Genomic DNA, 24006 nt, shown 5'->3' with positions numbered 1-24006 from the left:
ACGGACAGTGGGCATGGGCGAGAGGCGTACTTTTCACCGGGGCCTGCAAGTGCAACGCTTCGTGATCGAACGCTTCGCGCCAAGTTGTCATGTCGACTTAGAGGCGGGTGGTGAACTGGTCACCGCGTCTCCGAACGACGCAGTAGATTCGATCTTGGCCATGACCGGCGGGGGAACCGTTCAGGACCGAGGGGAAACGTGCAGGACCGAGAGGACTCGACCGCCGAGGGGGGCTTAGCGCCATGAGCCAGGACTCCACGACCGCACCGGAGGCCGCGCGCAAGCTCTCCGGACGCCGCCGCCGGGAGATCGTCGCCGTGCTGCTTTTCAGCGGCGGCCCCATCTTCGAAAGCTCCATTCCGCTCTCTGTCTTCGGAATCGACCGACAGGACGCCGGAGTCCCCCGCTACCGATTGCTGGTGTGCGCGGGCGAAGATGTGCCATTGCGAACGACCGGCGGCCTGGAATTGACCGCACCATACGGACTGGAGGCGCTCTCCAGGGCCGGCACCGTCGTCGTACCGGCCTGGCGGTCGATCACCCAGCCGCCACCGGCCGCCGCGCTCGACGCGCTGCGCCGGGCCCATGAGGAGGGCGCCCGCATCGTCGGACTGTGCACCGGCGCCTTCGTACTGGCCGCCGCGGGCCTGCTCGACGGCCGGCCCGCCACCACCCACTGGATGTACGCGCCCACGCTCGCCAAGCGCTATCCGTCGGTCCACGTGGACCCGCGGGAGCTCTTCGTGGACGACGGCGACGTACTGACGTCCGCGGGCACCGCGGCAGGCATCGACCTGTGCCTGCACATCGTCCGCACCGACCACGGCGCCGACGCCGCGGGGGCCCTGGCCCGCCGCCTCGTCGTCCCGCCGCGCCGCAGCGGCGGGCAGGAGCGCTACCTCGACAGGTCTTTACCGGAGGAGATCGGCGCCGACCCGCTCGCCGAGGTCGTCGCCTGGGCGCTGGAGCACCTCCACGAGCAGTTCGACGTGGAGACCCTGGCCGCCCGCGCGTACATGAGCCGTCGCACGTTCGACCGGCGGTTCCGTTCGCTCACCGGGAGCGCCCCGCTGCAGTGGCTGATCACTCAGCGGGTGCTCCAGGCGCAGCGGCTCCTGGAGACCTCGGACTACTCCGTGGACGAGGTCGCCGGGCGCTGCGGCTTCCGTTCGCCGGTGGCGCTGCGCGGCCATTTCCGCAGGCAGCTGGGGTCGTCCCCGGCCGCCTACCGGGCGGCCTACCGGGCGCGTCGGCCGCAGAACGGTGCCGACCGGCCGGAGCGCGGTGATCGCGCGGAGCGTGCGGAGCGGGGGGAGCGCGGCGACCGGTTCGACCGGCCGGAGCCGGTCGAGCCCCGGTCCGGCGAGCCGTCGCTCATGGGAATGCGGCGCACAGCCATGGCTCCGGCCGCGCATGCGGTGACGGGCGCGCCCTTGGGCGCTCCACCACCACATGTGGGACATAGCGGGCATATCAACCATCCGCCGAGCCATGGCGGAGGGCATGCGATCAATCCCGCCGATCCCGGCAAACCGGATACCGATCTCTACGCCCCACGGCTGCCCGGTCAGCGGGAGCGCCCCGTAGGGTGAGACGTATGAACGATCGCATGGTGTGGATCGACTGCGAGATGACCGGGCTCTCGCTGTCGGACGACGCGCTCATCGAGGTGGCCGCCCTGGTCACCGACTCTGAGCTGAACATCCTCGGGGACGGCGTGGACATCGTCATCCGCCCGCCCGCCGAGGCGCTCGCCACCATGCCCGAGGTGGTGCGCCAGATGCACACGGCCTCCGGGCTGCTCGCGGAGCTGGACGAGGGAACGACGCTCGAGGAAGCGGAGCGCCGGGTACTGGAGTACGTCCGCGAGCACGTCCCGGAGCCGGGCAAGGCCCCGCTGTGCGGAAACTCGGTCAGCACCGACCGCGGATTCCTGCTCCGGGACATGCCCACGCTGGAGAGCCACCTGCACTACCGGATCGTGGACGTGTCCTCGGTGAAGGAGCTGGCCCGCCGCTGGTTCCCGCGTGCCTACTTCGGCAGCCCCAAGAAGAACGGCAACCACCGGGCACTGTCCGACATCCGCGAGTCGATCGCCGAGCTCCGCTACTACCGCGAGGCGATCTTCGTGCCGCAGCCCGGCCCGGACTCCGACACGGCGAAGGCCATCGCGGCCAAGCACGTCCTGCCTGTTCAGGCATAGTGACGTAGCTCGCTCCCGGCACGACGAAAGCTGGGAGCGAGCACCCCTCCGGACCCTGTACACTTTTTCTCGGCCGGTGGGAAACGCACCGGACACGGTGGGTATAGCTCAGCTGGTAGAGCACCTGGTTGTGGTCCAGGATGTCGCGGGTTCGAGTCCCGTTACTCACCCTCAGGGACAAGGCCCCTGACCTGCAAAGACAGGTCAGGGGCCTTGTCGTTTCTGAATCGTGGGAACCCGACGGGTACCCGACAAGCCGTCAGGCGGCCTAGGGTCCGCGGCATGGCGAGCATCGTGGAGCGTCCCAAGAAGGACGGATCAATCACCTACCAGGTTCGCTGGCGCGACGGCGGGGGTCGCGGCGGCAGCATCCAGACCGAGAACTTCGGAGATCTCCCGCCGGCCGAGCAGTTCCGCGATCTTGTGAATGCACACGGACAGCACTGGCCGCACGGTTGGGTCCGCGGTCAGGGGTTCGTGGAAGAGAAGCCCATCCCGGGGGATCAGCCGCTGCTCGACTTCGCGTACCGGTACGTGAAGCGGCTCACAGGCGTGGACAAGCGCACCCGCGACGACTACGAGAGAGAACTCCGCCTCCACCTGTCCCGGATCGCCCATACGACCGCGGCCGGCCTGGTCGTCCCGGCCACGGTCTGCAACGTGGTGGCAGACGACATCGTGGACTGGGTGCGCCTCCAGGAGGACGGCCTGAAGGACCCTGAGAAGCCCGGAGAGTGGCTGTACCGCAAGGCTGACCCCAAGAGCATCCGGAACCGCCACGGGCTCGCCTTCTGCGTCTTCCAGGCCGCTGCCGAAGCGGACCCGCCGCTGCGGGCGACGAACCCCTGCAAGGGGACGAACCTGCCGCGGGTCGACAACGAGGTCGACGAAGAGATGTGCTTCCTCGAGCGGGAGGAGTTCGAGTTCATCCGGGACCAGATCAAGGACCCGGATGCCGTAGACATGGTGGACTGGCTCGTGAGCACTGGCATGCGCTGGGGGGAGGCATCAGCGCTCCAGGTTCGCGATCTGACGCTGGACGGCGACAGACCGACGGCGAGGGTCGTCCGGGCGTGGAAGAAGGCGGAGAAGGGGAGCGAGGGGGGTGCGTTCTACCTTGGGCCACCCAAGACGAAGAAGGCTCGCAGGACTCTTCGCTTGTCACCCAGTCAGGTGGAGATGCTGCGGCGGCGCACCGCGGGGCTTGGCGACCGCGCGTTCGTGTTCCAGACGGTGATGGGCAAGCACTGGCGCCATGCGAACTTCTACAACCGGAAGTGGGCGCCGGCGGTGAAGGAGGCGATGACGAAGGGGTTGTCGAAGCGTCCGAGGCTTCACGACTTGCGGCACACGCATGTGGCGTGGCTGATCGCGGCGCGGATGCCGCTGCCGAAGATCCAAACCCGCTTGGGGCATGAGTCGATCTCGACGACGGTGGACCGGTACGGGCATCTGCTGGAGGGCCTCGACGACGAGATCAGTGACGTCGTCGAGGCCATGCTGTCGGTCCCGGTTCAGCAGCGGTTGAGGGTGGTGCGTGGGGCTTAGGCATCCTCGTCGGGGTGGGGCGGCTCGGAGGGGCCGTCCCACTTCTGCTCCCAGAGGCCGTTGCCGACGATGTGTTCCAGCCGCCGGTTCATCTCATCAATCAGTTCGGGGGCCATGAGCCCTTGGCGGATCAACCAGACGAACTCTCCTGCACGTTCCATGGGGGCCTCGATCACGCCGTCGGGAAGGAGATCGCTCAGTTCGAATCGCGCGCTCGCTCTCGGCCTGTCCGCTGCCTCATCTGCCATGTGTCCCCCGTAGGCATGGGTGCACTCGGGCTGATCGCAGGCTGGATCAGCCCAGGTACAAGGATCCGATCTTCGCGCCCCCCAGGCGGACCCTCATGGTGCCAGGTCGAACAGCTTTGAACTACTGGTTCTGCTCATAAAAATCGCAGGTTAGGCCGCCCTTACTCGGGCCGGGGGGAGGATTCGAAGGCGGCTAGCAGTTTGGCGAGCTGCTCTCGCTGCTTCGGGGTGAACTTCTCAACCTGTTCGACGAGGGCTCGCGCCTCTCCTGATGCGCTCCAGACGGTGTCGATGCCGAGGAACTGCGCGCCGGCGGCGTCTTGGAGGCGCCCAAGGGGCAGCTCGAGGGCTCGGGCGAGCGCCTGGAGCTCTGGGAGCTGTGGGGGGTTGACGGGGAGGTGCTTCTCGAGGCGGTTGATCCATCCGAATTTGACTACCGGTTCACCGCCTTCGGGGGCGATGGTGCGGGCTTCGAGCGCGCGGAGGCTGAGGCGCAGCTCGGCACGGCGGTGCCGGACGAGATCGGACAGGTGCGTCCGCTCGGCGGGCGTCGTTTCGTCCTGTTCGACCATGGTGGTCATCCTGCCATCCCAGGTTGGTTCTCTTGCTGCTGGTGTTCATGGTGCTCGGGTGACAACGCTGTCGTCCGTGCTGTTCAGAGCATTGCGCCATCCCACTAGCTGAACAGAGTGTCCATCCTGCACGACACGGGGCGCCAGGGCATCGAGGCAACTTGACGCAATCCAAACTCCTTGTTCATTTCGATGGACAAGACGTTCACCCCCTGCCATGCTGGTCTTGTTCATCGAAACGAACAAGTTGAACTTGGAGGTGAACATGCCGCCTCGTGACGCCCTGTACCTGCTACCCGAGCGAGACCTGCTCATACGCCTCATGCAACGCACTGGCACCGGGCAGAGGGTCACAGTCCGCGAGCTTGCCGAGCGCGCGGAGATCGCGGTGGGGACGGTCGGCAACCTGGTCAGCGGCGCGCAGAACTGCGTCACACCAGCCACTGCTCACGCGGTCAGCCAAGCGATTGGCGTGGATCTGCCCATCCTCTTCATCCCGGTCGGACGATCAGCCCCTGCACCCGCAGGAGGCATTGCGCCGCTGCCCGAGCAGGCCGCCGTATGAACGAGGTGCGATACATCTACCCCGAAGCAGCGGAGATTCTGCGCGTCGAGGAGACCTGGCTCCGCCGCCACATCAAGAAGCTGCCCCATTCGAAGAAGGGGCGCGTCGTCACGTTCAGCAGTGCGGATCTGGACGCGATTGACGCGCAGTTCCACCACTCGCCGACGTCCGGCCCTCTGGTCACGGCAGGGCCCACTTCAGGGGGCGTACATCCGCTGGCTTCCCTGAGGCCGCTGCCCGGTCGCGGATCACTGCGCCGCGCCTGATCAACGCAATGAAGGGGCCGCTCTGTGCTTGCCGGCCGAGCGACCCCATACGGATCACCTCTCACACCAACGAAAGAGGATCACCGTGAACTCTCAGCCTACCGAACGCCCTCCAGCTGGCCTCATGGTCCAGCGGGACAACGAGGTGGCCGTCACCAGCCTCCTCAACCGCACATCGCTGCACGCGCCCACGATCTTCCCTCGTCCGCATGCCGTCCACGTGGTGGTCAATAACGTCGACGACATCGGGGACTGGCTCACCTCGCTGGGCGGCGAGATCAAGGTCAGGCCATCGGGCGATGGCCTCGAGGTATGGACGCTGCACACGTCGACGCCGCGGCGGGCCGACGGCTCGTCGGTCGCGGTGCTGGTCTCGGCGGTTCTGCCGGAGGGCGAGCTGGTCTTCGACTACATCCGCGCGGCGGTGACCCGATGAACGAGCGCATGCCGGTCGACGGCCCCTTCCGGATCTACGTCACCCGGTTGTCGGGCGGCGCCGCGCTCGACGTGAGCCACATGGTCACCGAACGACTGCTCCAGCTGGCGCGGGACTTCGAGGAGGACCCCGAGGGCGTCGGTGAGCTCCTGACCGACATCGCCGAACTCGACCGTTCCGCGACCGGCGTTGACTCGCACGCCGGCCATGAGCGGGATGAGCGGCTGGAGGGCCTGCTGGAGTCGATCGGCGGCGGAAGGCTGCATGTGTACGGGCGGCAGGTGGTGGCTCTGGCTGAGCGGCTGATGTCGCTGGTCCGGCCGCGGGTGCCGCAGCAGCGTGGGGAGGCGGCATGAATGTCCTCGACGAGACGTCCAGTGCTGCGACGCGGCAGGCCATGCTTCTGGCCGTCGTCACGGAGAAGGACGGGGAATGGACTCCGCCGAAGGTTCACCAGTTGTACCGGGCTCTTGGGATCGCGCCCAACCTGGCGACCGCGCGGAACGACCTGAAGACGCTCGCGCGGCGTGGCTATCTCACGCTGCATGAGACGCCGGGGCGTCGGTACTTCACCCGTTGTGTGAAGGAGGCCGCCGGTGCCTGAGTCCGTGCTGGCCGGGACTACGGCCCCGGCCGCCGGTCGGCGGGTCTCTCCCACCGGCCGCCTCATCCTCCCCGCCGACGCCGACCGCGAACTCTGGCTCCAGACACGGCGCGCAGGTATCGGCTCCTCCGACGTTCCCGCGATCCTTGGCCTCGTCGAGAAAAACCCGCCGGTCAAGGTCTACTACGACAAGCTCGGCTACGACGTCGACGACGCAGGCGAGGCTGCTTACTGGGGCACCGTCAACGAGGAGAACGTCGCTCGCCGCTGGGCCATGCAGTCCCGCTCGGTCATCCGCCGTGTCGGGCTCGTCGCTCACGCCGACCACCCGCACTGGATGACCACCCTCGACCGGCGCGTCACCGAATGCCCGCTCGCCGAGGACGAGCAGGCTCCTTGTGCGCTGGAGTGCAAGACCCGTTCGGCGTTCAAGTCCGCACAGTGGCACGCCGGAGCCCCCGACGACGTCACTGCCCAGGTGCTGTGGCAGATCATCGTCAACGGCTACGAGCACATGCACTACGCCGTCCTCATCGGCGGCAACGACTACCACCAGGGTGTCATTCGCGCCGACCAGTACCGCGACGTCATGGCGGACATCGTCGTCGCCGTCGACCGGTTCTGGACCGAGCATGTATTGGCCGAGGTGCCACCGGAGCCAACCGGGGACGGCGATGCGGTCACCAGGGTGCTGCGCCGTGTCCACCCCACCCGCTCCGGCTCCGTGGACGTCGACATGCACCCGGACGCCTACTACGCGCTCCTCGACTACACCCGGCACCGGCGCGCCGAGGCCGCCGCAAGGAAGTCGAAGAACGAGGCGAAGGCCAGGCTTGTGGCCGCGCTCGGAGCCGCGCAGGAGGCCCGCCTCGACGGCGAGCGGGCGTACTCGCTGGAGCCCACGAGCGCAGCGCCGAAGGTCGACTTCGAGCTAATGGCCGAGCGCTATCCGGACGCCTACGCGGCATGCGTCGCACCGAATCCGACCGAGCGCATCGCCATTGCACAGCAGTACAAGGGGGACATCTGACATGGGCCTGCGCGAGAACGCAGCCGCCGCGGCCGGCCGGACGCCGGTCAGCACTGAGCAGGCGGTCAATGCAGTTGGGGTCCTCCCAGCACCGAACCTGAGCGAGCCCGACCTCGGTGACCTCAGCAAGGATGCTGAAGCCGCACCGGCTGTCGTCGCTTGGTCGCGGGTCATGGGCGAAGTCCGGGCGATCGGCAAGGACCAACGTTTCGATGGCGGCAACGCCGGACGGTTCAACTTCCGAGGCGTCGACCTGGCTCTGAACGCGTTCGGCCCGGCTTGCCGCAAACACGGTGTCGTCGTCGCTCCGGTGAAGATCGAACCACAGTACCGGGACATCAGTACCAAGAACGGCGGGGTCAAGCGGGAGTGCACCGTGCTGGTGACCTACCGGATCTTCGGCCCAGCCGGTGACTACTTCGACACCCAGGCGGCCGGCGAAGCATCGGATTCCGGAGGCCGGTCCACCCCGAAGGCTCAGTCCATCGCGCTGCGGACGCTCCTGCTGTCGGCGGGCCTGGTGCCGACGGAGGACCGGGACGCTGACGCTATGGAGTTCGAGCGGGCGGAGTCTCCCGTCCGGTCGGCAGCGAGCTACGTGGACGAGATCTGTAATCCGCACACGAGTGCCGGGCGGCTGCGGCAGATCCATTACGAGCTGAACAGCACGCGGCAGCTGGGAACGCTGGTGACGAACGAGGTCGGCGAGGAAGAGCAGATCGGCGCGATGGTCGTGCGGATCGGTAAGGAGCGTGCTGCTGGGGGTGGCCAGTGAGCTGGCACACCGGTCGCCTGTGCGGCTTCGACCTGGAGACCACCAGCCCGGAGCCGGAGACCGCGCGGATCGTGACCGCATGCGTGGTCCAGGTCGGCGGCGGCCACCCCACAAACTCCGCGACCTGGCTCTCGGACGTTGACGGCGAAAAAATCCCCGCCGAGGCCGCCGCGATCCATGGGGTGACGACGGAACGGGCCCGCAGGGAGGGCACGGATCTGCGGGAGGTAGTGGAACATCTGCTCGCCGCCCTGGCTCAGGTCGCACTCGCCGGCATTCCAGTGGTGGCGATGAATGCGCGGTACGACGTGACCGTCCTGGACCGCGAGGCCCGGCGGTACGGCATGACGACACTGGGCAAGCTCCTCGGCGGCAACCTGCGGGTCGTCGATCCCCTCGTGATCGATAGGCAGCTCGACCGGTACCGGAAGGGTTCCCGCACGCTGACGGCCCTGTGCGAGCACTACGAGGTGCCGCTGGATGGGGCGCACTCCGCTGATGCGGATGCGATCGCCGCGTGCCGGGTCGCGTGGAGGCAGGGCAGCCGGCACCCCCGCCTCGCCGCGATGTCGCTCGATGAGCTGCACGCCGCCCAGGTCGCTTGGGCGGCCGAACAGGCCGCATCACTGCAGGAGTACTTCCGCCGCAAAGACCCGGCCGCGGTCGTCGAGGGCGCGTGGCCGCTCATTCCCGCACAGGAGGCCCGCGATGTTCGTTAGCCGCAGAACATACGAGGACGCCCGAGGCCGTCTCCGGCAGCGGTGGAGGCAGGTGTTCACGCTCCAAGCCGAAGCCAAGAGGCTGGAACTTGAGCGCGATGCTGAACGGGCTGGGCGCCGGGAGATGCGGGCACTGCTCGCGGTCGCGGAGGAGGACGTTCGGAACCTTGACGATCAGGTCCGGCGCCTCAAAGGCCAGGTCCAGCGGCTCGATGGGCTGCTGCGGACAACACAGCAGGAGCAGGGTGCGGAAGCTGCTCGTCTGGCCAGCCGGCGGGATCGCCTGGCCCGTGGGTGTGCTCGCTACCGGCTCGATCTCATGGATGCCCGGCGGCCGAGGCCGGTACCGCCCGGTGGCAGGACGGTGCACGACCTCACGCGCCATTGCGCAGCGCTCGAGCGTCGGCTTCACGAGTTCCAGGTGGAGCACGACGCCGAGTGCCGCCTGCGGGTGGATGAAGCAGGCACGCTGGCGAAGCTGCCCGGTCGTGAGCCGGGGGTGGCATCGTGATCACCATCCTCATGGCCGGCCTGGAGCTGGGGGCGCTGACGGCGGTGGCGTGGGCAGTGAACGGCCGCCTGATGCCGGTCACGGACCAACTGAGCCACGCCCGACTGGCGCCCGCCCCGCCGTATGCGGGATTCGACCTGACCAACGTGTACGCGGTCCGCTATCTCGCCTGCGGCCCGTGCGGCAGGCTTCACATGCCGCATGAGATCGATGACCAGGCCGGCACTGCACGCTGTGCGGAATGCCAGGTCACCCGGAGTCTGACGTCACAGGAGGCGGCGTCATGACGTTCCCGGACACGCCCCTGGTGCTGACCCTGCTGTTCACCGGTCTCCTGAGCTGGCTCGCTGGCCTGCTCCTCCTGCTCCTCGTCGGCGCCAGGGCCCTGGTATGGCTCGGCCGCTGGTCCGCCGGGCTATGGCGTAGTGAACGGCAGCGGCAGCCCGGTCGTCATCGGTACCGTCCGTCGACCGCGCGGGTGGGCACCGCAGAGCAGGACCAGGTCGCGATCGCCGCCCACGACGCTGGGGACGGTGCCCAATGACCGTCACCCGCACGTCCGTCCCGGCTGCGGCCGGGGCGGGCCCCGCCCCCCGCATTCTGGGCCTCGACCTCTCACTGACCTCTACAGGCATTGCCCTCCCCGGTGGTACCACCTACGTGATCCCCACCCACCGGCGCGACGGCGACCGGCGTCTCCTGACCATCCGCGACGAGATCCGCCGCATCCTCATCTCCCAGCAGCCACACGTTGCCGTGATCGAGGACCTGCCTAAGCACGCCATGGGCGCAGGCATCACCGCGCACGTGCACGGCATCGTCAAGGGCGAGTTGCTGGACTGCGACGTCCCGTACGCCCTGGTCGCCCCGGCCACGCTCAAGTCCTACGCCTCGGACTACGGGCGCGCCACCAAAGAGCGCATGGCCGCGGCCGCCTACCTGGCCGCTGGCGTCTCCTTCTCCCACGACCCGGGTGGTGATCGGTGCGATGCGTGGTGGTTGCGGGCCGCCGGCCTCGACCACTACGGGCACGCCGAGGTCACCCTGCCAGCTGCCCAGCGCGCGCGACTGGCCAAGGTGCGCTGGCCCGAGCTCCGACCGGAGGCAGCACGATGACACATCCCAAGTTCGAAGCCGTACGTGCTCTCCTCCAGCAAGGCCTCACCAACACGGCCATCGGAAAGCAACTGCACATGGAACGGCAGACGGTGGGGCGTATCCGTCAGGGACTCGGAATTCCCGATGTTCCGCAGCAGCCTCTCACCCTCGAGGAGAAGTGGCGAGCCAGCATCGAACCTGCCCCTGGCGGGCACTTCAAGTGGACAGGGGGGACGGCCAGCTGCAGTGGAACACCGGTTCTCCGGTATCGGGGAAAGACGTACAGCGCAGCTGGCATCGCATTTCGGATCCGCAATGGGCGTGATCCCGAAGGATATGCGCGAGCCGACTGCGGCATGCCCCACTGCGTGGCCCCCGACCACGTGGACGACGCCACCGCCCGCATGCGAACCCGCGAGCAACTGAGGTATCTCAAAGGCGGCCACGCACGACCAGCACTGTGTCGCCACGGCCATGACCAGGTCGATCACGGCCGGTACGAGGCCGACGGCCGCGCGTACTGCGGAGCCTGCAAAATCCTGGAGAAGCGACGCCAGAGGACGGACGCATGAACTCATTCAGCAGCGACGCCACAAGGCTCGGATGGGGTTGGCGTAGTTCCGCAGCTTGCCAGGGGGTCGACCCCGAGTTGTTCTTCCCTGTCGGCCACGACGCCCACGCCATGCAACAAACCGAGGACGCAAAGGAAATCTGCCGCCGCTGCCCTGTTGCCCTCGAGTGCGGGTCATGGGCGCTGACTTCCGGCCAGGAGTACAAAGTGTGGGGCGGCTTGGAAGAACGCAAACACCGCGCCGCTCCGAACAGCGACGATGTGACGTCGCTGTTTTTCTCCCGAACGAAACCGCTTCCTGGCGGCCATCTGCAGTGGACGGGGTATTTCGCCAGGCGCGGTACGCCCGTGCTGCGTGTCGGCTCCCGGAACTGCTCGGCCTACCGGGTTGCCTTCAGTGTTCATCACCATCGCGAGCCCCAGGGCAGGGTCACATCGCACTGCGGCCTACGGGGGTGTGTGGAGCCCAGCCACATGGAGGACGAAACCATCCGGGCTGAGCAGGCGGCATGACAGCCCGCTGGCCGCCTGCCGAACTTGCCGGCCTGCATGTCGACCTCGGACAGCCCAGCAACAAATGGTCCCTCCGCGGGCCATGGCTCCGGGTTCCGACGGCTGACTACAGGTGCGGGTGCGGCTGGACGACCAGCGCCTCCGGTACCGGCGTACTCGCCATCGCCAACGCCATCAACAACCACCAACCCGACTGTCCTCTGACCTGACCGATCGCGGCCCCGGGGTGGGGTGACACCCACATCCCCCGCCCCGGGCGCACCAACCAACTCGAGGAGAACACGTGGGCATGTACCGCTCCACTTACGTTGCGTACGGCTTCCGGATTCCCGACACGGGCAGCCCGTGTGAAATGGCCGACCGCCTGGACGCTCAGCTCACGGACCCCTGTTTCCCTGACGTCGGCCATATCCAGGCCGGCGACTACGACCAGGACATGACCTTCCTCGTCACCGAGTGCACCGAGGTCGAGCTGGGCGAGTTCAAGGCGACCATTTGCCGAACCACCGCCGAGCAGTGCGCCATCTGGAACGACCAGCTCGTCAAGGCCGCCGAGGCAATCGGCCTTGACGAAATCCCCGATCCGGGGTGGCTGGTCATTCCCGATCTGAGCTGAAGTCCCCACGCGCCCCCGCGGAGGGCGCACCGGCCCGGGTCGCTCAACTGGTAGAAGCAGCCGCCTTAAAAGCGGTTCAGTGCGAGTTCGAATCTCGTTCCGGGCGCTCGATTCACTGACTCCGAAGAGGGGTGAGCGGTCATGCCGTACAAGGATCAGGACAAGCAACGGGCGTACCAGCGTGCCTGGGCGGTGAAGAAACGCGCAGGCAACCGCGCTGCCTATCTCGCCGGGAAGTCATGCGCCGTCTGCGGCTCAACCGAGAGCCTCGAAATCGACCACATAACCCCGGCGGACAAAGTCTCACACAACATATGGACCTGGTCGCCTGTTCGACGGTTCGCGGAACTCGCGAAGTGTCAGGTGCTGTGCCGGATCTGCCATGACCGCAAGTGTCTGAGCGAGGGCAACAACCGAGTCCTCACCCACGGTACGCGTTCTCGGTACGAGAAGGGCTGTCGGTGCTCGCCGTGTCGGCGTGCGAACGCGGAGCATGCTCGCCGCGTGCGGGCCAACCGGCGTGCACGGGTGCAGACCGCGCTGGAGTTGGACGCGATCGGCCGGGCCGCGATGGAAGGACGGGCCCGGTGAGCGGCCGGGCGCAGCCGAAGCGCCGGCACCTGACCGGCGCTGACCGTTCCGAGGCGGCGGCGCGTCTGGCGCGTCGGTACGAGGCCGGTGCCACGGCGCAGGGTCTGGCCGCGGAGATGGGGCGGTCGTACACCCTGGCGCGAGCCCTGCTGCTCGAGGCCGGCGTGACGATGCGACCAAAGGGCGTGCCCAAAGGCGCTAAACGCGGGGGCACGCGGTGAGAGGTCGATGGGGCGAGGTGGAGCTCCGGTCAGGCAGCGCGCTTCGGGTCGGGCGCGATCTTCGCCACCCATTCACGCGTGAAGCCAGTGAGCTTCGCCATGTGCGACGGCCCCTTGCCGGCGGCCCGGCCCTCGACGAGGAGCGCACGCAGCTCGGCGTCGGCCGCGTTGAAGGCCTTCTCTGCCCGCGAACGCTTCTTCGCCGCCGTCTCGATCTTTGCGTCCAGCTCATCCATGGCGCCCATGTTGCCATGCGCGATCGCGTTCCTGCCACGCGATCGCGCACAGCGGTCGCGAACTTCGACCGCGAACGCTATTCTCATATCAAGGCCACGCGGAGCCCGCCCTGAGCTGGGGTTTCCTCGACCTGCCCTGATCAGCACGAAGCGAGAGAAGACAGCCCGTGGGAATCCGCTTGATCGTCGAGGCGCTCCAGGGCGCGCCCGAGGCCCTGACGCACCGGGAGAAGCTCCTCCTCGTCGTCCTGGCCGAGGACGCCAACGACGACACCCGCATCACGTGGAACAGCGTGGAACGGCCGGAGGTCCTGCGCGGCGCCAAGGTCAGTCGCTCTCAGCTCTACGCCGTCCTGAAGTCCCTGACGGCCAAGGGGGCTCTCACCAAGCTGTCTGCTGGCCAGAAGAACGGCTCGGCCAAGTACAAGATCGCCACCTTCGAGACCCCTCAGTGTCCGAAAATCCCTGACGCTGAGCGCCCTCCCCAGTGTCCCGGTTCTCCTGACACTGACGACACTCAGCGTCCCGAAAACCCGGACACTGACGGCGAGGCCCAGTGTCCCGAAAACGCGGACACTGATCCGTCTCAGTGTCAGGAAATCCGGGACGTCAGTGTCCCGGAATCCGGGACGCCTACCCCTCTTTACCCCTCCTCAACTACCCCCTCAGCTAGCAGGCAAGAGGCGCCCGCCTCCGACGCCCACGGGTACGGCATCCCAGAAGCAGCCCGCCCGCTCGTCGACGGCCTCACCGCAGCAGGCGTCATCGTCCGCTGGCCCTTCAAGGGCAACGGCTGGTTCCCCGTCCTGGCGCTCATCGACAAGACCGGCGTCCCCGCGATGGTCGACCACGCCGTCAAGGCCGCATCGAGGACCCCGGTCGACTCCGCCCGGTACTTCATCCGCGGCTGGAGCGAGCTACCGCCCCTCCCGCTGCCCGGAGCCCACCGCCCGCAGCTGCGAGCCGTCTCCGGCGGCTACCAGCCCTTCCAGTGCCCACCCGAATCCGCCTACCTCAACGACCAAGGGTTCTGACCATGGGAGAACCGCAAACCTTCCGCGACCATCGCCCCTCAATGCTCGCCCGCCTCATGGCAGGAATCGCCCAGCACAGCCCCGACACCCCACCCGGCCCCACCGACACCACCCTCACCCCCGACGATCCCGGCCACCCCGACTACCACCGCCGCCAACGCGCCCAGTTCGCCCTCGCCCGCTGGGAGAACGCCACCCCCTACCGCTACCAGCGCGCCACCGTCACCCACCCCGACATCGCAACCTGGGCCGACCGCGCCGCCGCCGACATCCGCGACGCCGGCTTCCTCGTCCTCATCGGCGCCATCGGCACCGGCAAGACCCACCAGGCCTACGGCGCCCTCCGCCGCATCGCTGCCGCCGGCCCGAACCGCTTCGAGTTCATCGCCACCACCGCCCCCGACATGTACGGCCGACTCCGCCCCGGCGGCTCCGACAAAGGCATGGAGCACGAGATCCGGCGCCTGTCGACCGTGCCGCTGCTCCTCCTCGACGACCTCGGCACCGAGAAGCTCTCCGAGTGGACTGAGGAGGCCACGTACCGGCTGATCAACGAGCGCTACAACCAGTGCCTTCCGCTGATCGTCACCACCAACCTGCCCGTCCGAGCGCCCCTCGGCGACCGCGGCAAGCCCACCGGTCCCGACCTCGTCACCCGGCTCGGTGACCGCCTCGCATCCCGCCTCGCCGAAGCCACCACGGTCGTCAGCCTCACCGGCCCCGACCGGCGCCGACCCGCGAGGAACGCCGCATGACCGAGGCATCCCACCGCCGCACTTGGCGCCCTGACGGCCCCGGCAGCTTCCAAGCGCCGCCAGAGGTCCACGCCGTTCACGACCGAACCGGCCGCCTCTGGAAACGCATCGGCACCCGCTGGACCACCACCGGAAGCCACTTCATCCGCTGGCGCACCCTCGTCGCCGACCACGGCCCCCTCACCGAAGCACCCGACACCCGAACCAGGAGCCCACACCATGACCAGTAACCCCGCCGACATCATCCGCGCCGCCGCCGAAACCCTGCGCACGAGCCCCTGCCTGCGTGACGACGCTCTCCTCTGGCTGCTCGTCGAAATCTCCATGCACCACACACCAGACCCCGACAACCCAAGGCTCTGCAGCCGTGACGGCGACCCCTGGCCCTGCGACGACACGCTGTCCGCTCAGAAGGCCGCCGAGATGGTCAACGTCGAAGGCCCCGCCCAATCCGAAGCCTGCGCCCGGTGCAACCAGCCCTTCGACCCCACCGACAAGCGATTCGACGGCCGCGCCCGCCACAGCACCACCCCGTTCTGCCGCCACTGCGTCGACCGATGCCATGAGTCCACAGACGCCAGCCACCAGTGCGCCATCTGCCGTTAACCCACCGCCCAGGAGCCCACACCATGGCCGACCGCATCCGCCTCGACGACCTCACCGACCCCGACCTCGAACGCCTCTACGCCGAACTCGAAGCACACCGCGAATTCACCGACCAGATCAGCGTCGAAGCCGACAACTGGACCGAGACCAACGGCGAAAGCCTCGTCAACCTCCGCCACTGGCTGACCGAGCTCCGCAACACAGTCGACGACCTCCACAACCCGCCCAACGCCTAACCGCAACAACCGGAGGCACCCTCATGAACCACCGAACTGGCACCGCCATAGCCGCGACCGGCGCCATCCTCATGACCGCCGCCGCCGTTCAGGTCGGCCGTAGCGACCAGTGGCGCCAGGCCGCCACCTACACCGTGGCCGCCGTGCTGTTCGCCGTCCTCGCGGGTCACGAGCGTCGTGAGGAGCGGCTGCGTGTCGTGCTCGTCCAGGCCAACCGTGCCGCCCCCCTGATCGCGCATCGGCCGGCAGAGGCGGAGGGGCAATGGCCGTGGTGCTGCGAGCTGTGGCTGCACACAGTCGGCCAGGAGCACAACGAGAACTGCACGACCCTCAGCGAGCCATGACGAGCCCGCGGTGCCGTCTGTGTGGGCGTCTGCTGGCCGATCCGGCCTCGCGGGCCGTGGGATCGGCCCGGTCTGTTTCAGGCGCTCCAGCGGCCGCACAGAGCGTCAGGCGGTCCGGCCGAACCCGACTGCCACGTCTGCCCCGGACATCCCGGGTCAGACCGAACTCCCTCTCGTCCCGCACCAACCCGCCCTTTGGAGCCTGCAATGACCACCTGCCACGACGACACACAGCCCGACAACGCCGAGTACTACCGCTGCGACCACTGCCGCGAGCCCATCACCGGCGACATGGTCCGTCTTTTCCGGCTCGACCGCCTCGGCGAGCCGATGCCGGCCTGGCACTGGGACCAGGACCGGCCGTGCTGCCGGGCCGCAGCCGGCACCGTGCGCGCCGAGAGGAACACCCGATGAGCTACCCGCACCTGTTCACCACACCCGGCCTCGGCCGAATCGCCGCCGAGATCGACGCCGAACGCGTCCGCCAGGACGCCCACTTCGGCGAGCAGAACCACCCCGATATCGACCCCCGCGACATCGGCGTCGTCACGCAGCACTACTACGCCAGCCGCGCCGACATCTGGAAGGACGTGAACAAGGAACGCGCCACGCCAGCCGTGACCCCCGGCCGCTGCACCCAGCACCCGGACACTCCGCACACTCACACCGCATGGGACGGCGTGCTGCTGGAGGAGGTCTACGAGGCGCTCGCGGAGGGCAACCCGGAGAAGCTACGCGCCGAGCTGGTCCAGGTCGCCGCGGTCGCCTGCGCCTGGATCGCCGCCATCGACCGGCGCACCACCGAGGTCAGGAGAAACCAGTGAACCCCGACCCGACGCACTTCGAGCACTGCCTGGCCCACGAAGGCCACTGGTGCAGCTGCGGCACATGGGCGAGGTACCTGACCGCTGACGACCAGCCGGCCCCGCCCCCGAGAACTCATGACACTCGCCGCCCGGCCGCCGACCGCGGCCGGGCCCGACCGAAGGACACCGATGACCGACCATGACGCCGAACAGCTCTGGGAACAGAACGAGTGGCGCGTGCAGGAGCTCTTCCCATCTGGGTGGGGGGCCATTGACAGCAGCTACGACCGCACTGTGGCGCTCAAGCGCATGGCCAACCTGCGGGCGTGCTATCCGGACGCGCGGTTCCGATTCGTGCGACGTACCACCACCGAAACCGTGGACACGGAGTCCGACCAGTGAGCACGCGGGACTTGATCGCCACCATCGCCGCCGCAGCCGGCCAGATCGCCATCATCCTGACCGCCATCCTCGGCCGCCGCAGTACCAGAGGCGCGCCGTGAGCGGCATATCCAGCAGTCCCCGGGGCGAGCACAAGCCCGCCCCGGGGCGCACCTGGGAGACCCGCGTGGTGCGTATCGAGGTGGTCGTCGAAGACGACGCTCCGGACCCAGCTCCGCCGAACCGGTCTACCCGCCGCGCCATGGCCCGCGCCCAACGCAAGGCCCAGAGACACCAGACGCGCCAGCCGCAAGAGCCGCCAGAAGGGGCCTAGACGGCCATCTGAGCGCCGTGGACGCCGCGAACGCCCCCGGGCCGCCTGGCGGCTCAGATCGTCCGTCCGGCACCCATCCAGCCATTCGCCACATCGGCACCGAGAGCGAGGCACCATGAACAACCCGCCGCGGGCAGCAGAGTTCGGCCAGCCATTCGTCCTGCAGCGCGACCACGACATCAGCGGCGTCAGCGGCACCGGCATCGTCGCCGACGGCATCGTGTGGCCCGACGGCACGGTCTCCGTCCGATGGCGCGGCCCACACCCCTCCACCGTGGCCTGGGACCGCCTCGAGGACGCCATGGCCGTACACGGCCACGCCGGCGCCACCCGCATCATCTGGGCCGACCCCGAAGACACCCGTCCGGACACACCGCTGCCCCTGTCCGGATCGTGTCCCACCTGCACAGACGTCCTCCCAGGGGACGATGAGCCGGACAGCCTGCGGACACCGCCGGACCCCATCCGCCGCCAGTACGCCGACGCCATCCGCGCGGCCCAATGGGCACCCCCCGACCACCGCACCGAAGCCATCACAGACGCCGTCCTCGCCGTCCGCGACCGCGCCATGGAGGTACTCACGGCCGCCCTGGCGCAGCGGCGCAGCCTCGTCCTGGCATTCGGCCTCGAGAACCGCGACCTTCGCGAGCGGCTCAGCCGGATCCGCGCATACGCCGGCCAGCTGGCTGACAACACTGTGCAGGCCCAGGTCCTCAGCCTCCTCGAGGCACCACAAACCGCCGGCCACGAGCGCCCCGCCCTCCCGCGCCGGCAGGACTCATGACCAGCGACAACGCCCCGCTCTGCCTGTGCGGCCACCGAGGTGACAAGCACAACTCGATCACCGCCCTCGGCGGCGTGCAGTGCCGCTCCTGCCCCGTCGACGACGAAGGCCGCTGGCGCCACCTCTACACACCAGACGAACGCCCCGAAGCACAGCACCGGCTGCTACGCCACCCACTGCCAGGCCGCGGCCACCCTCGAGCAGATCCGCGCCCTGGCCGCCCAGCTCGCCGAGACCGGTGCCAGCTGCCTCTGGCAGTGCGGCGCCACCGAAATCGCCGACCGCATCACCACCGCCCTCGACAACAACGGAGGTTGACCATGGCCACCCCGACCCGCCCCCAACTCGGCGCGCCACTGACCGACCGCGAACTCGAGATCCTCGAAGCCGTCAGCCACGGCCACTACATCGCCAGCATCGCCGCGCGCATGTTCCTGTCCGAGAACACCGTGAAGACCCACCTGCTGCGCATCAACATCAAGTTGGGCGCCCGTGGCAAGACCCACGCCGTGGCCATCGCCTACCGCCGCGGACTCCTGGACACCTACACCGAGCGGACAGCCGCATGACCAGCACGGACACGATCCGGATAGGGCTCCGCCTCCGCCGCGCCCTCCCCGGAGCATTGCTCCGCGCAGCGCATCGGGTGGCTAGCCACCACGTCTACCTCTCCACCAGCTGCTTGCACGGCGATCACGGCTACTGCCAGCGCCACACCGGACTCAGCGGCAGCAAGACGCCTGCGGTCTGCAAGTTCTGCAAGGCGCCCTACGTCTGCCCCTGCCACTCAAAGGACGCGCGACCATGAGCGACCCGACACACGCTGACGTGTGCCTCATCCACGAGACCCACTGGTGCACCTGCGGGACCTTCCAGCGCTACCTCGACACGGCCCGAGATGACTCCGAACCAGCGGAAGACAGCGGTGAGTAGGCCCGGCCGGCGGTGCCCGTCATGGCGCTGGTACCGATGGCGGCCCGTCCGCTGCTCCTGGCCCGCCGACCACACCCCGGGGAGCAGGTGGCACTGCGCCGAGCGCTACGCCACCGTCTGGCCCGTACGACCATCACCCGGCCCGCGAAGCACGTGGTGCGACTGCAACGACCCTCAGGGCCGCCACTCCTCGCGGTAGTCCGGGTGATCGACGTACGGCAGGGCGAGCAGCCGCATGTGATGCAGCCACATGTCCTCGTGGTCCGGTCCGCCCCAGGTGTCCTCGATCAAGCGTCGCTTAGCCTCGACCTCGGCGAGGACGCGGGCCGGGTCATGCTGGGCGATGTGGGCAGCGTCAGCCATACTCTTCGGGTCATCCGCTGGCCCGGTGCCGGCTACGCAGATGGGCTTGTCCACCGTCCCAGCCGCCACAAACTCTTCTCCGAAGTGCTGGCCCGGCAGGTTCCATACCTTGTCGGGGTTGTAGCGCCACGGGCCGGGCGTCGCTGCGCTGGCCACCCGCTCGTCCTCGTCGAAGCGGGCGCGGAGGAACGCCTCCAGGTCGACGCTCACCACATCACCATCCTTCCGGAGCCAGGACATCACTGCCGGCTTACTGCGGGCGGGCAGGCGACCGGGCCGCAGTGTCGTCGACATCCTGCATCAGCTCTTCCATGTGCTGCTCCGTGCGGATACCTCCGGGCTGGTCGACAGCGCCGAGGATGTGCTGCACCAGCGCCTTGTAGGTGAGCAGTGACCAAGCCAGGTCATTGATGCTGTGCTGAGCAAGATGCGCGACGGCCTCTGCATCACTCGCAAAAGGTGCCCTGTCCCAGCGCACTGGGCACCACTCGACCGGGCACCCCTCGGCCGTGCCGCCATAGGCAATCAACTCGTCCATGCGTGGAAACCTATCGCCAGCTCGGAGCCCTCACGCCGCTTATGGCCTGATCACTTGCCGTGCGCCGGGGACTCGGGCCCAGGGCCGGCGGGCGGCCGTTGGGGCAGCTTGGCGTCGGGCCGTCGGAGGTACCAGGCGATGAAGTCCTTGATGACGCCGGCGCGGTCGCCGCCGGGGGCGCGGGCGGCCAGGTCGGCCCAGTCCTCGTCTGAGATCCGGACTGATCGGTGCTGGGTGCGGGGGGCGTTTGGCATGGGCAAACAGTACGCGGTGTACGTACAGGAAATCCAGAGAACCCCTTGTGGTGTACGTACACCTCGCGCTATGGTGTACGTACACCAAGTGTCAGGGGGAACCGTGAAGCTCACCGCCATCCGCCGCACCATCACCGCCGCACTCCGCGCCACCAAGGCCCTCGGCTACCGCACCCTCTCCGGCCTCGTCGCCCACTTTGTCGACACCGGCCGCCTCCTCCGCACCGGCGACATCCTCGACCGCCTCGGCGCCGACCTCCCCGACGGCCAGCGCTCCTGGTACGGCCGCCACGTCGCCAAGGCCTACCGGACCGCCCACCTCGGCGCCGAGCCCCTCATGGTCTGGGCGCAGCACCGCACCACCGGCAAGTGGATTCACGTCCACGTCTACGCCCCCGCCGACCCCGCCCTGTACACCGCGCTCCGCACCTACAAGGCCACCCGACACTTCACCGACCGCACCCTCTTCACGGAGGCCGCATAGACCAACTACACGGCGCAGCACACGGCCCAGACCAGCAACGCGAACAGCAAGGAGAAGCCCATGCCGGAGAGCCCTCTCGTCGGCGAACGAGTCACATACAAGCTCGGACGCCACACGGTGAACGCCACGGTCGTCCTGCTCATGAACGAGGCCGGCCAGGTCGGCGTCGTGGCCGACGGAGACCAGACGGGGAGCGTCCACTACATTCGCGTTGCACCCGGACTGACCGTCCAGGCGCCGGACATCGACAGCCTGCACGCCGCCGCCCTCTACGAGAACCAACTACGCACCGCCTGCATCGCCGAGGCCGCCCGCCGCCGCACCTGAAGCCGCTTCTCCACCCGGCGGCCACTCGCCGCCGGGCCCTCAGACCCCTGGAGGGGATCATGCGTCTTTCGTGGCCCAACCTGACCTGGCGCAAGGCCAAATGGCCAGACGGGGCATATCACGCAACGAGCAGTGACGGTGCCTGGAAGTACACCCTCGTCCACATCGGTAGGCAATGGCGCCTCAGCGTCAAGCAGGGCAACGACCGTGCCATCTGCGCGACCGGCAACACCACTGACGAGCTCCAGCGTCTCGCCGACGACCACGCCGCCGCACACGCGACTTGACCGCCCCGCTCCGGCGGATGCGGTCCGGAGCCGTATCCGGGCCGCATCCTCCTCGACGAGCAGCTCGTGTGACCCACCGCACGCCGCTTGTGCACTGTGCTGGCAGAACTCTTCTGCGGGGCGCGCCACTATCACAACACGAACACGTATCCGGGCATGTTTGATCGAATACGCCCGCGATCATCCGCACGTCGGCAGACTCGATCACCGCATCTTCAACTCAAGGAGCACCCATGACCGAGCGCAACTCACAGCCGCCCTTCGATCGCCTCGCTGACGGCATCGAAGAGGTGACCGAAGCCGCTGAAAAGGCCACCCAGGCTATGCAGGACCTGACGTCCGCCGTGCAAGCCGAAGCCAACGACGAGCAGTAGAGCTCGACCGGGCCCGCCCGGCCCACGACCGGGCGGGCCGGGCGCTTCAGGTGGAGTAGAGGCCCCGGACACGTCCGGGAGGTGTCCGGGAACTACTCGTCCGCGGGTAGGCGGCGAGCCAGCCGCCCGGCCAACTCGTCCGCCACCTGCGCTGCAGCGCCCTCCCCAACCGCGCAGGATTGCAGCAGTGCCACCACGGCCCGCATCTCGCCCAGCGTCGCCAGCGGCAGCCGCTCGCCCTGGTCCTCAATCAGCGCCCACAGGCGCGTAACGTCGTCCACGGCACGTTCAACCGGGTGCAGGAGCGCGTGGTCACGACCGGTCCACTACACCGCGCTGTTGGTCCGTCGGCGTGGGCTGTCCGGGTGCGTGTCCGGATACCTCACTTTCAGGTCCCGGAGTGACTCCCAGTCCCATTCCACCTTGATCCGGGCTCCTGCCAGTGGGTACCGCGGGCAGTGAATCCCGTCCCATTGCTCACTGAAGTGGCTTGGGCCAACTTGCGGGTCTTCGAAGGAGGGTTGGCCACACGAGGCGCAGAGGTAGATGGTGCCGTTGTAGGTACGAATGGACGTCATGGGCCGACCTCGCTTTGGTTGGGATGAGGTGACGCTAGCCGGGTTTGACGGCGAAGATCGGGATGCGCCACCCAGTAGCCGCGAAAGAAGATCTTTCCGAAAATTCTTTCCAATCGAACATTCGGGCACCATTCCGCCACAGCTCGGCGCGCCGCATCACCGGCGCCGCATGATGCGCCCCTCAACCGCACCACCAGAGGAAGCTCATGCGCGCACGCATCACCGCCTCAACCGTCCTCCTCGCAGCACTTGCCGGCTGCACCAACCAGGCCACCCGGGCCGAGATCGAGACGCGCTGCGCCCAGGCAATCGCCGACCGGTCCGACGGCGACAAGACCAAGCCGGCCGCCTGCGAGCCCCTGCGAAAGGACGACTACGAAGCACTCGTCATCAGCGTGGGCCTACGCGACGCGGGCGTCGTCGGCGATGATGGCCGCATCGACCCCGGCGGCCTCCTCGGCACCACGGAAACGTCGGAGGCGCCGGCTGGCGAGTAGCTGCCAGACAGCACGGAGCCCCCGCCTCAGGACAGGAGGCGGGGGCTCCGTACTACTGGGCGGTCTGGCCGCTCCCCGGGCACGTGGACCGATCGTCCGGTGCCTGGTGGTGCGCCACCTGCTCACCCGGCTCCGCCCCCACGACCTGGCCGCAGGCCGGGCAGTTCCCAGCACACATCCCTGGATCGAACCGCATGAACCCCTCCTCATCGAGCGTCCATCGGAAGACGCACAGATAATGGGGGTTAGCAAAGATCAACTGCTAGACCGCCTCTGGCAGCTCACGGCTCCCGCTCGGCCGCTCTTGCCCGGACCGCAGGGCGTACTCGAAGACACAGAAGATGCGCGAGCCATTGTGGAAGTTCACCCCGAACCCCGGGTACATGGTCGGGGAGGTCCCGTGAGAGTACCCGTACGCCTCGGCGATCTCCGGGTTCCTTGAGTTGATGAGAGCCCCTACCAGATACAGCTCCGCGCCCTTGACGGGGATCTTCCCGCCCTGAACCAGCTCGGGCAGCGAGACCTCGGCCGGCGGCTCACCATCCACGGGGGCCTCGTCGACGGGGTTGCCGTCCGCGTCCTCGAACTTCTCTCCATCGGCACGGGCGTAGGTGATGCCTGTCCAGATCTGTGCTCCGGTCGTGAACTCGATCTTCAGGCCTGAGGGTCGTCTTGTGCCCTCGTTCCACGGCTCCACCGTCCGGATGTCTGGGGCCTGAGCCAGGGCCTTGACGGCGAACTCCTGGAATCGCGCGGGTCGCATTTGTG

The 24006-nt window shown here is 68.2% G+C and carries 43 protein-coding genes, 2 tRNA genes and 1 pseudogene; 38 read left to right on the top strand and 8 right to left on the bottom strand.

All coding sequences use genetic code 11. The annotated features are described in order from the left end of the window. The first annotated feature begins 242 nt into the window (after positions 1-242). From ACIG36_RS01025 to ACIG36_RS01010, 4 genes are all read left to right on the top strand, one after another. Positions 243-1592, top strand: coding sequence for a helix-turn-helix domain-containing protein (locus ACIG36_RS01025; protein WP_399919825.1), 1350 nt, complete (start codon positions 243-245; stop codon positions 1590-1592). Positions 1593-1597: 5 nt separating this feature from the next. Next, positions 1598-2203 (top strand): oligoribonuclease, encoded by a 606-nt coding sequence (orn, locus tag ACIG36_RS01020; RefSeq protein WP_399919823.1) that lies wholly within the window; start codon positions 1598-1600, stop codon positions 2201-2203. Positions 2204-2300: 97 nt separating this feature from the next. Beyond that, positions 2301-2373, top strand: a tRNA-His gene (locus ACIG36_RS01015). 112 nt (positions 2374-2485) lie between these two features. Continuing rightward, positions 2486-3751, top strand: a complete 1266-nt coding sequence (locus ACIG36_RS01010) for a tyrosine-type recombinase/integrase (RefSeq protein ID WP_399919821.1) — start codon at positions 2486-2488, stop codon at positions 3749-3751. Here ACIG36_RS01010 and ACIG36_RS01005 read toward each other — a convergent pair. Then, on the bottom strand, positions 3748-3999 hold the full coding sequence (locus tag ACIG36_RS01005; protein ID WP_399919820.1) for a hypothetical protein: 252 nt from the start codon (positions 3997-3999) through the stop codon (positions 3748-3750). The two genes, ACIG36_RS01010 and ACIG36_RS01005, sit on opposite strands and share 4 nt — an antisense overlap. Positions 4000-4160: 161 nt before the next feature. After that, a complete protein-coding gene (locus ACIG36_RS01000) occupies positions 4161-4580 on the bottom strand; it encodes an XRE family transcriptional regulator (RefSeq protein WP_399919818.1) in 420 nt (139 codons plus the stop codon). A gap of 217 nt (positions 4581-4797) precedes the next feature. Here ACIG36_RS01000 and ACIG36_RS00995 point away from each other — a divergent pair, with 217 nt between their 5' ends. The 17 genes and pseudogenes from ACIG36_RS00995 to ACIG36_RS00915 all read left to right on the top strand — a co-directional run bounded on the left by ACIG36_RS00995 (position 4798) and on the right by ACIG36_RS00915 (position 13087). After that, on the top strand, positions 4798-5136 hold the full coding sequence (locus tag ACIG36_RS00995; RefSeq protein ID WP_399919816.1) for a hypothetical protein: 339 nt from the start codon (positions 4798-4800) through the stop codon (positions 5134-5136). Further along, positions 5133-5402, top strand: a complete 270-nt coding sequence (locus ACIG36_RS00990) for a helix-turn-helix domain-containing protein (RefSeq protein WP_399919814.1) — start codon at positions 5133-5135, stop codon at positions 5400-5402. The genes ACIG36_RS00995 and ACIG36_RS00990 overlap by 4 nt, the downstream gene beginning before the upstream one ends. An 85-nt stretch (positions 5403-5487) precedes the next feature. Beyond that, positions 5488-5838: a hypothetical protein gene (locus ACIG36_RS00985; RefSeq protein ID WP_399919812.1), complete on the top strand. Its 351-nt coding sequence runs from the start codon at positions 5488-5490 to the stop codon at positions 5836-5838. Further along, complete coding sequence (locus ACIG36_RS00980; RefSeq protein ID WP_399919810.1) at positions 5835-6194, top strand: hypothetical protein; 360 nt, start codon at positions 5835-5837, stop codon at positions 6192-6194. The genes ACIG36_RS00985 and ACIG36_RS00980 overlap by 4 nt, the downstream gene beginning before the upstream one ends. Continuing rightward, complete coding sequence (locus ACIG36_RS00975) at positions 6191-6442, top strand: hypothetical protein (RefSeq protein ID WP_399919808.1); 252 nt, start codon at positions 6191-6193, stop codon at positions 6440-6442. The genes ACIG36_RS00980 and ACIG36_RS00975 overlap by 4 nt, the downstream gene beginning before the upstream one ends. Continuing rightward, positions 6435-7472: a YqaJ viral recombinase family protein gene (locus tag ACIG36_RS00970; protein ID WP_399919806.1), complete on the top strand. Its 1038-nt coding sequence runs from the start codon at positions 6435-6437 to the stop codon at positions 7470-7472. The genes ACIG36_RS00975 and ACIG36_RS00970 overlap by 8 nt, the downstream gene beginning before the upstream one ends. 1 nt (position 7473) lies before the next feature. Further along, positions 7474-8247 (top strand): ERF family protein, encoded by a 774-nt coding sequence (locus ACIG36_RS00965; RefSeq protein WP_399919804.1) that lies wholly within the window; start codon positions 7474-7476, stop codon positions 8245-8247. Beyond that, positions 8244-8966 carry a 3'-5' exonuclease gene (locus ACIG36_RS00960; RefSeq protein ID WP_399919802.1) on the top strand — a complete coding sequence of 241 codons (723 nt, stop codon included), beginning with the start codon at positions 8244-8246 and terminating at the stop codon, positions 8964-8966. Before ACIG36_RS00965 ends, ACIG36_RS00960 begins: the two co-directional genes overlap by 4 nt. Before the next feature lie 52 nt (positions 8967-9018). Next, positions 9019-9477: a hypothetical protein gene (locus tag ACIG36_RS00955; RefSeq protein WP_399919801.1), complete on the top strand. Its 459-nt coding sequence runs from the start codon at positions 9019-9021 to the stop codon at positions 9475-9477. Then, positions 9474-9764 (top strand): hypothetical protein, encoded by a 291-nt coding sequence (locus ACIG36_RS00950; protein ID WP_399919799.1) that lies wholly within the window; start codon positions 9474-9476, stop codon positions 9762-9764. The genes ACIG36_RS00955 and ACIG36_RS00950 overlap by 4 nt, the downstream gene beginning before the upstream one ends. Then, a complete protein-coding gene (locus tag ACIG36_RS00945) occupies positions 9761-10021 on the top strand; it encodes a hypothetical protein (RefSeq protein ID WP_399919797.1) in 261 nt (86 codons plus the stop codon). Before ACIG36_RS00950 ends, ACIG36_RS00945 begins: the two co-directional genes overlap by 4 nt. Continuing rightward, positions 10018-10593, top strand: a complete 576-nt coding sequence (locus ACIG36_RS00940; RefSeq protein ID WP_399919795.1) for a hypothetical protein — start codon at positions 10018-10020, stop codon at positions 10591-10593. Before ACIG36_RS00945 ends, ACIG36_RS00940 begins: the two co-directional genes overlap by 4 nt. A gap of 550 nt (positions 10594-11143) precedes the next feature. Continuing rightward, positions 11144-11389 (top strand): annotated as a pseudogene (locus ACIG36_RS00935) (WhiB family transcriptional regulator); the annotation flags it as partial. Between the two features lie 553 nt (positions 11390-11942). Next, positions 11943-12275 carry a hypothetical protein gene (locus tag ACIG36_RS00930; RefSeq protein ID WP_399919793.1) on the top strand — a complete coding sequence of 111 codons (333 nt, stop codon included), beginning with the start codon at positions 11943-11945 and terminating at the stop codon, positions 12273-12275. Positions 12276-12307: 32 nt separating this feature from the next. Then, positions 12308-12381, top strand: a tRNA-Leu gene (locus ACIG36_RS00925). Between the two features lie 35 nt (positions 12382-12416). Beyond that, positions 12417-12866, top strand: coding sequence for a hypothetical protein (locus ACIG36_RS00920; RefSeq protein WP_399919791.1), 450 nt, complete (start codon positions 12417-12419; stop codon positions 12864-12866). Further along, complete coding sequence (locus tag ACIG36_RS00915; protein ID WP_399919789.1) at positions 12863-13087, top strand: helix-turn-helix domain-containing protein; 225 nt, start codon at positions 12863-12865, stop codon at positions 13085-13087. Before ACIG36_RS00920 ends, ACIG36_RS00915 begins: the two co-directional genes overlap by 4 nt. A 29-nt stretch (positions 13088-13116) precedes the next feature. On the opposite strand, the gene ACIG36_RS00910 is transcribed toward ACIG36_RS00915, so the two are convergent. After that, entirely contained in the window at positions 13117-13323 is a 207-nt protein-coding gene (locus ACIG36_RS00910; RefSeq protein WP_399919787.1) for a hypothetical protein, read from the bottom strand. A 179-nt stretch (positions 13324-13502) separates the two neighbouring features. Here ACIG36_RS00910 and ACIG36_RS00905 point away from each other — a divergent pair, with 179 nt between their 5' ends. The 12 genes from ACIG36_RS00905 to ACIG36_RS00850 all read left to right on the top strand — a co-directional run bounded on the left by ACIG36_RS00905 (position 13503) and on the right by ACIG36_RS00850 (position 19536). Next, positions 13503-14357, top strand: a complete 855-nt coding sequence (locus ACIG36_RS00905) for a hypothetical protein (RefSeq protein ID WP_399919785.1) — start codon at positions 13503-13505, stop codon at positions 14355-14357. Between the two features lie 2 nt (positions 14358-14359). After that, positions 14360-15112, top strand: coding sequence for an ATP-binding protein (locus ACIG36_RS00900; protein WP_399919783.1), 753 nt, complete (start codon positions 14360-14362; stop codon positions 15110-15112). A 219-nt stretch (positions 15113-15331) separates the two neighbouring features. Next, positions 15332-15718 carry a hypothetical protein gene (locus tag ACIG36_RS00895; protein WP_399919780.1) on the top strand — a complete coding sequence of 129 codons (387 nt, stop codon included), beginning with the start codon at positions 15332-15334 and terminating at the stop codon, positions 15716-15718. A gap of 23 nt (positions 15719-15741) precedes the next feature. Continuing rightward, a complete protein-coding gene (locus ACIG36_RS00890; RefSeq protein ID WP_399919778.1) occupies positions 15742-15954 on the top strand; it encodes a hypothetical protein in 213 nt (70 codons plus the stop codon). Positions 15955-15977: 23 nt separating this feature from the next. Further along, positions 15978-16298 carry a hypothetical protein gene (locus tag ACIG36_RS00885; RefSeq protein WP_399919776.1) on the top strand — a complete coding sequence of 107 codons (321 nt, stop codon included), beginning with the start codon at positions 15978-15980 and terminating at the stop codon, positions 16296-16298. 207 nt (positions 16299-16505) lie between these two features. Beyond that, positions 16506-16712 carry a hypothetical protein gene (locus ACIG36_RS00880; protein ID WP_399919775.1) on the top strand — a complete coding sequence of 69 codons (207 nt, stop codon included), beginning with the start codon at positions 16506-16508 and terminating at the stop codon, positions 16710-16712. Next, the gene (locus tag ACIG36_RS00875; protein WP_399919773.1) at positions 16709-17122 is read left to right on the top strand and encodes a hypothetical protein; all 414 of its coding nucleotides are present in this window, start codon (positions 16709-16711) and stop codon (positions 17120-17122) included. The genes ACIG36_RS00880 and ACIG36_RS00875 overlap by 4 nt, the downstream gene beginning before the upstream one ends. 171 nt (positions 17123-17293) lie before the next feature. Continuing rightward, positions 17294-17506, top strand: a complete 213-nt coding sequence (locus ACIG36_RS00870) for a hypothetical protein (RefSeq protein WP_399919771.1) — start codon at positions 17294-17296, stop codon at positions 17504-17506. Between the two features lie 428 nt (positions 17507-17934). Continuing rightward, on the top strand, positions 17935-18603 hold the full coding sequence (locus tag ACIG36_RS00865) for a hypothetical protein (protein ID WP_399919769.1): 669 nt from the start codon (positions 17935-17937) through the stop codon (positions 18601-18603). Between the two features lie 39 nt (positions 18604-18642). Continuing rightward, positions 18643-18921, top strand: coding sequence for a hypothetical protein (locus ACIG36_RS00860; protein ID WP_399919768.1), 279 nt, complete (start codon positions 18643-18645; stop codon positions 18919-18921). A 2-nt stretch (positions 18922-18923) separates the two neighbouring features. Beyond that, on the top strand, positions 18924-19172 hold the full coding sequence (locus ACIG36_RS00855; protein WP_399919766.1) for a response regulator transcription factor: 249 nt from the start codon (positions 18924-18926) through the stop codon (positions 19170-19172). Between the two features lie 235 nt (positions 19173-19407). Continuing rightward, the gene (locus ACIG36_RS00850) at positions 19408-19536 is read left to right on the top strand and encodes a hypothetical protein (protein WP_399919764.1); all 129 of its coding nucleotides are present in this window, start codon (positions 19408-19410) and stop codon (positions 19534-19536) included. A gap of 174 nt (positions 19537-19710) precedes the next feature. On the opposite strand, the gene ACIG36_RS00845 is transcribed toward ACIG36_RS00850, so the two are convergent. The 3 genes from ACIG36_RS00845 to ACIG36_RS00835 are packed head-to-tail and all read right to left on the bottom strand — an operon-like array spanning position 19711 to position 20691. Beyond that, positions 19711-20109, bottom strand: a complete 399-nt coding sequence (locus ACIG36_RS00845; RefSeq protein ID WP_399919762.1) for a DUF6221 family protein — start codon at positions 20107-20109, stop codon at positions 19711-19713. Between the two features lie 40 nt (positions 20110-20149). After that, on the bottom strand, positions 20150-20437 hold the full coding sequence (locus tag ACIG36_RS00840; RefSeq protein WP_399919760.1) for a hypothetical protein: 288 nt from the start codon (positions 20435-20437) through the stop codon (positions 20150-20152). 50 nt (positions 20438-20487) lie between these two features. Continuing rightward, entirely contained in the window at positions 20488-20691 is a 204-nt protein-coding gene (locus ACIG36_RS00835) for a hypothetical protein (RefSeq protein WP_399919758.1), read from the bottom strand. A 103-nt stretch (positions 20692-20794) separates the two neighbouring features. Between ACIG36_RS00835 and ACIG36_RS00830 the strand changes: the two genes are divergently transcribed. From ACIG36_RS00830 to ACIG36_RS00815, 4 genes are all read left to right on the top strand, one after another. Beyond that, a complete protein-coding gene (locus ACIG36_RS00830) occupies positions 20795-21175 on the top strand; it encodes a hypothetical protein (RefSeq protein WP_399919756.1) in 381 nt (126 codons plus the stop codon). A gap of 60 nt (positions 21176-21235) precedes the next feature. Continuing rightward, positions 21236-21502: a hypothetical protein gene (locus ACIG36_RS00825; RefSeq protein ID WP_399919754.1), complete on the top strand. Its 267-nt coding sequence runs from the start codon at positions 21236-21238 to the stop codon at positions 21500-21502. Positions 21503-21561: 59 nt separating this feature from the next. Beyond that, a complete protein-coding gene (locus ACIG36_RS00820; RefSeq protein WP_399919752.1) occupies positions 21562-21789 on the top strand; it encodes a hypothetical protein in 228 nt (75 codons plus the stop codon). Positions 21790-22022: 233 nt separating this feature from the next. Next, positions 22023-22163 carry a hypothetical protein gene (locus tag ACIG36_RS00815; RefSeq protein ID WP_399919750.1) on the top strand — a complete coding sequence of 47 codons (141 nt, stop codon included), beginning with the start codon at positions 22023-22025 and terminating at the stop codon, positions 22161-22163. Positions 22164-22255: 92 nt separating this feature from the next. Here the strand turns inward: ACIG36_RS00815 and ACIG36_RS00810 are convergent, their stop codons facing one another. Continuing rightward, positions 22256-22444, bottom strand: coding sequence for a hypothetical protein (locus ACIG36_RS00810; protein WP_399919748.1), 189 nt, complete (start codon positions 22442-22444; stop codon positions 22256-22258). A 503-nt stretch (positions 22445-22947) separates the two neighbouring features. On the opposite strand from ACIG36_RS00810, the gene ACIG36_RS00805 reads away from it, so the two are divergent. After that, on the top strand, positions 22948-23238 hold the full coding sequence (locus ACIG36_RS00805; protein WP_399919746.1) for a hypothetical protein: 291 nt from the start codon (positions 22948-22950) through the stop codon (positions 23236-23238). 262 nt (positions 23239-23500) lie between these two features. On the opposite strand, the gene ACIG36_RS00800 is transcribed toward ACIG36_RS00805, so the two are convergent. After that, positions 23501-24001 carry a hypothetical protein gene (locus ACIG36_RS00800; RefSeq protein ID WP_399919744.1) on the bottom strand — a complete coding sequence of 167 codons (501 nt, stop codon included), beginning with the start codon at positions 23999-24001 and terminating at the stop codon, positions 23501-23503. Positions 24002-24006: the final 5 nt, after the last annotated feature.

The organism is Streptomyces sp. NPDC053048, from assembly GCF_044547045.1.
Classification (GTDB): domain Bacteria; phylum Actinomycetota; class Actinomycetes; order Streptomycetales; family Streptomycetaceae; genus Streptomyces.
The sequence above is the reverse complement of the archived record's forward strand: the minus strand, read 5'-3'. Positions and strand labels throughout refer to the sequence as shown.

Excerpts from the sequence above, each read along its gene's own strand:
- ACIG36_RS01025 (WP_399919825.1), top strand. The coding sequence starts at position 243 with ATGAGCCAGGACTCCACGACCGCACCGGAGGCCGCGCGCAAGCTCTCC.
- orn (WP_399919823.1), top strand. The coding sequence starts at position 1,598 with ATGAACGATCGCATGGTGTGGATCGACTGCGAGATGACCGGGCTCTCG.
- ACIG36_RS01010 (WP_399919821.1), top strand. The coding sequence starts at position 2,486 with ATGGCGAGCATCGTGGAGCGTCCCAAGAAGGACGGATCAATCACCTAC.
- ACIG36_RS01005 (WP_399919820.1), bottom strand. The coding sequence starts at position 3,999 with ATGGCAGATGAGGCAGCGGACAGGCCGAGAGCGAGCGCGCGATTCGAA.
- ACIG36_RS01000 (WP_399919818.1), bottom strand. The coding sequence starts at position 4,580 with ATGACCACCATGGTCGAACAGGACGAAACGACGCCCGCCGAGCGGACG.
- ACIG36_RS00990 (WP_399919814.1), top strand. The coding sequence starts at position 5,133 with ATGAACGAGGTGCGATACATCTACCCCGAAGCAGCGGAGATTCTGCGC.
- ACIG36_RS00980 (WP_399919810.1), top strand. The coding sequence starts at position 5,835 with ATGAACGAGCGCATGCCGGTCGACGGCCCCTTCCGGATCTACGTCACC.
- ACIG36_RS00975 (WP_399919808.1), top strand. The coding sequence starts at position 6,191 with ATGAATGTCCTCGACGAGACGTCCAGTGCTGCGACGCGGCAGGCCATG.
- ACIG36_RS00965 (WP_399919804.1), top strand. The coding sequence starts at position 7,474 with ATGGGCCTGCGCGAGAACGCAGCCGCCGCGGCCGGCCGGACGCCGGTC.
- ACIG36_RS00945 (WP_399919797.1), top strand. The coding sequence starts at position 9,761 with ATGACGTTCCCGGACACGCCCCTGGTGCTGACCCTGCTGTTCACCGGT.
- ACIG36_RS00940 (WP_399919795.1), top strand. The coding sequence starts at position 10,018 with ATGACCGTCACCCGCACGTCCGTCCCGGCTGCGGCCGGGGCGGGCCCC.
- ACIG36_RS00920 (WP_399919791.1), top strand. The coding sequence starts at position 12,417 with ATGCCGTACAAGGATCAGGACAAGCAACGGGCGTACCAGCGTGCCTGG.
- ACIG36_RS00910 (WP_399919787.1), bottom strand. The coding sequence starts at position 13,323 with ATGGATGAGCTGGACGCAAAGATCGAGACGGCGGCGAAGAAGCGTTCG.
- ACIG36_RS00900 (WP_399919783.1), top strand. The coding sequence starts at position 14,360 with ATGGGAGAACCGCAAACCTTCCGCGACCATCGCCCCTCAATGCTCGCC.
- ACIG36_RS00895 (WP_399919780.1), top strand. The coding sequence starts at position 15,332 with ATGACCAGTAACCCCGCCGACATCATCCGCGCCGCCGCCGAAACCCTG.
- ACIG36_RS00890 (WP_399919778.1), top strand. The coding sequence starts at position 15,742 with ATGGCCGACCGCATCCGCCTCGACGACCTCACCGACCCCGACCTCGAA.
- ACIG36_RS00885 (WP_399919776.1), top strand. The coding sequence starts at position 15,978 with ATGAACCACCGAACTGGCACCGCCATAGCCGCGACCGGCGCCATCCTC.
- ACIG36_RS00880 (WP_399919775.1), top strand. The coding sequence starts at position 16,506 with ATGACCACCTGCCACGACGACACACAGCCCGACAACGCCGAGTACTAC.
- ACIG36_RS00875 (WP_399919773.1), top strand. The coding sequence starts at position 16,709 with ATGAGCTACCCGCACCTGTTCACCACACCCGGCCTCGGCCGAATCGCC.
- ACIG36_RS00870 (WP_399919771.1), top strand. The coding sequence starts at position 17,294 with ATGACCGACCATGACGCCGAACAGCTCTGGGAACAGAACGAGTGGCGC.
- ACIG36_RS00865 (WP_399919769.1), top strand. The coding sequence starts at position 17,935 with ATGAACAACCCGCCGCGGGCAGCAGAGTTCGGCCAGCCATTCGTCCTG.
- ACIG36_RS00855 (WP_399919766.1), top strand. The coding sequence starts at position 18,924 with ATGGCCACCCCGACCCGCCCCCAACTCGGCGCGCCACTGACCGACCGC.
- ACIG36_RS00850 (WP_399919764.1), top strand. The coding sequence starts at position 19,408 with ATGAGCGACCCGACACACGCTGACGTGTGCCTCATCCACGAGACCCAC.
- ACIG36_RS00840 (WP_399919760.1), bottom strand. The coding sequence starts at position 20,437 with ATGGACGAGTTGATTGCCTATGGCGGCACGGCCGAGGGGTGCCCGGTC.
- ACIG36_RS00835 (WP_399919758.1), bottom strand. The coding sequence starts at position 20,691 with ATGCCAAACGCCCCCCGCACCCAGCACCGATCAGTCCGGATCTCAGAC.
- ACIG36_RS00825 (WP_399919754.1), top strand. The coding sequence starts at position 21,236 with ATGCCGGAGAGCCCTCTCGTCGGCGAACGAGTCACATACAAGCTCGGA.
- ACIG36_RS00820 (WP_399919752.1), top strand. The coding sequence starts at position 21,562 with ATGCGTCTTTCGTGGCCCAACCTGACCTGGCGCAAGGCCAAATGGCCA.
- ACIG36_RS00815 (WP_399919750.1), top strand. The coding sequence starts at position 22,023 with ATGACCGAGCGCAACTCACAGCCGCCCTTCGATCGCCTCGCTGACGGC.
- ACIG36_RS00805 (WP_399919746.1), top strand. The coding sequence starts at position 22,948 with ATGCGCGCACGCATCACCGCCTCAACCGTCCTCCTCGCAGCACTTGCC.
- ACIG36_RS00800 (WP_399919744.1), bottom strand. The coding sequence starts at position 24,001 with ATGCGACCCGCGCGATTCCAGGAGTTCGCCGTCAAGGCCCTGGCTCAG.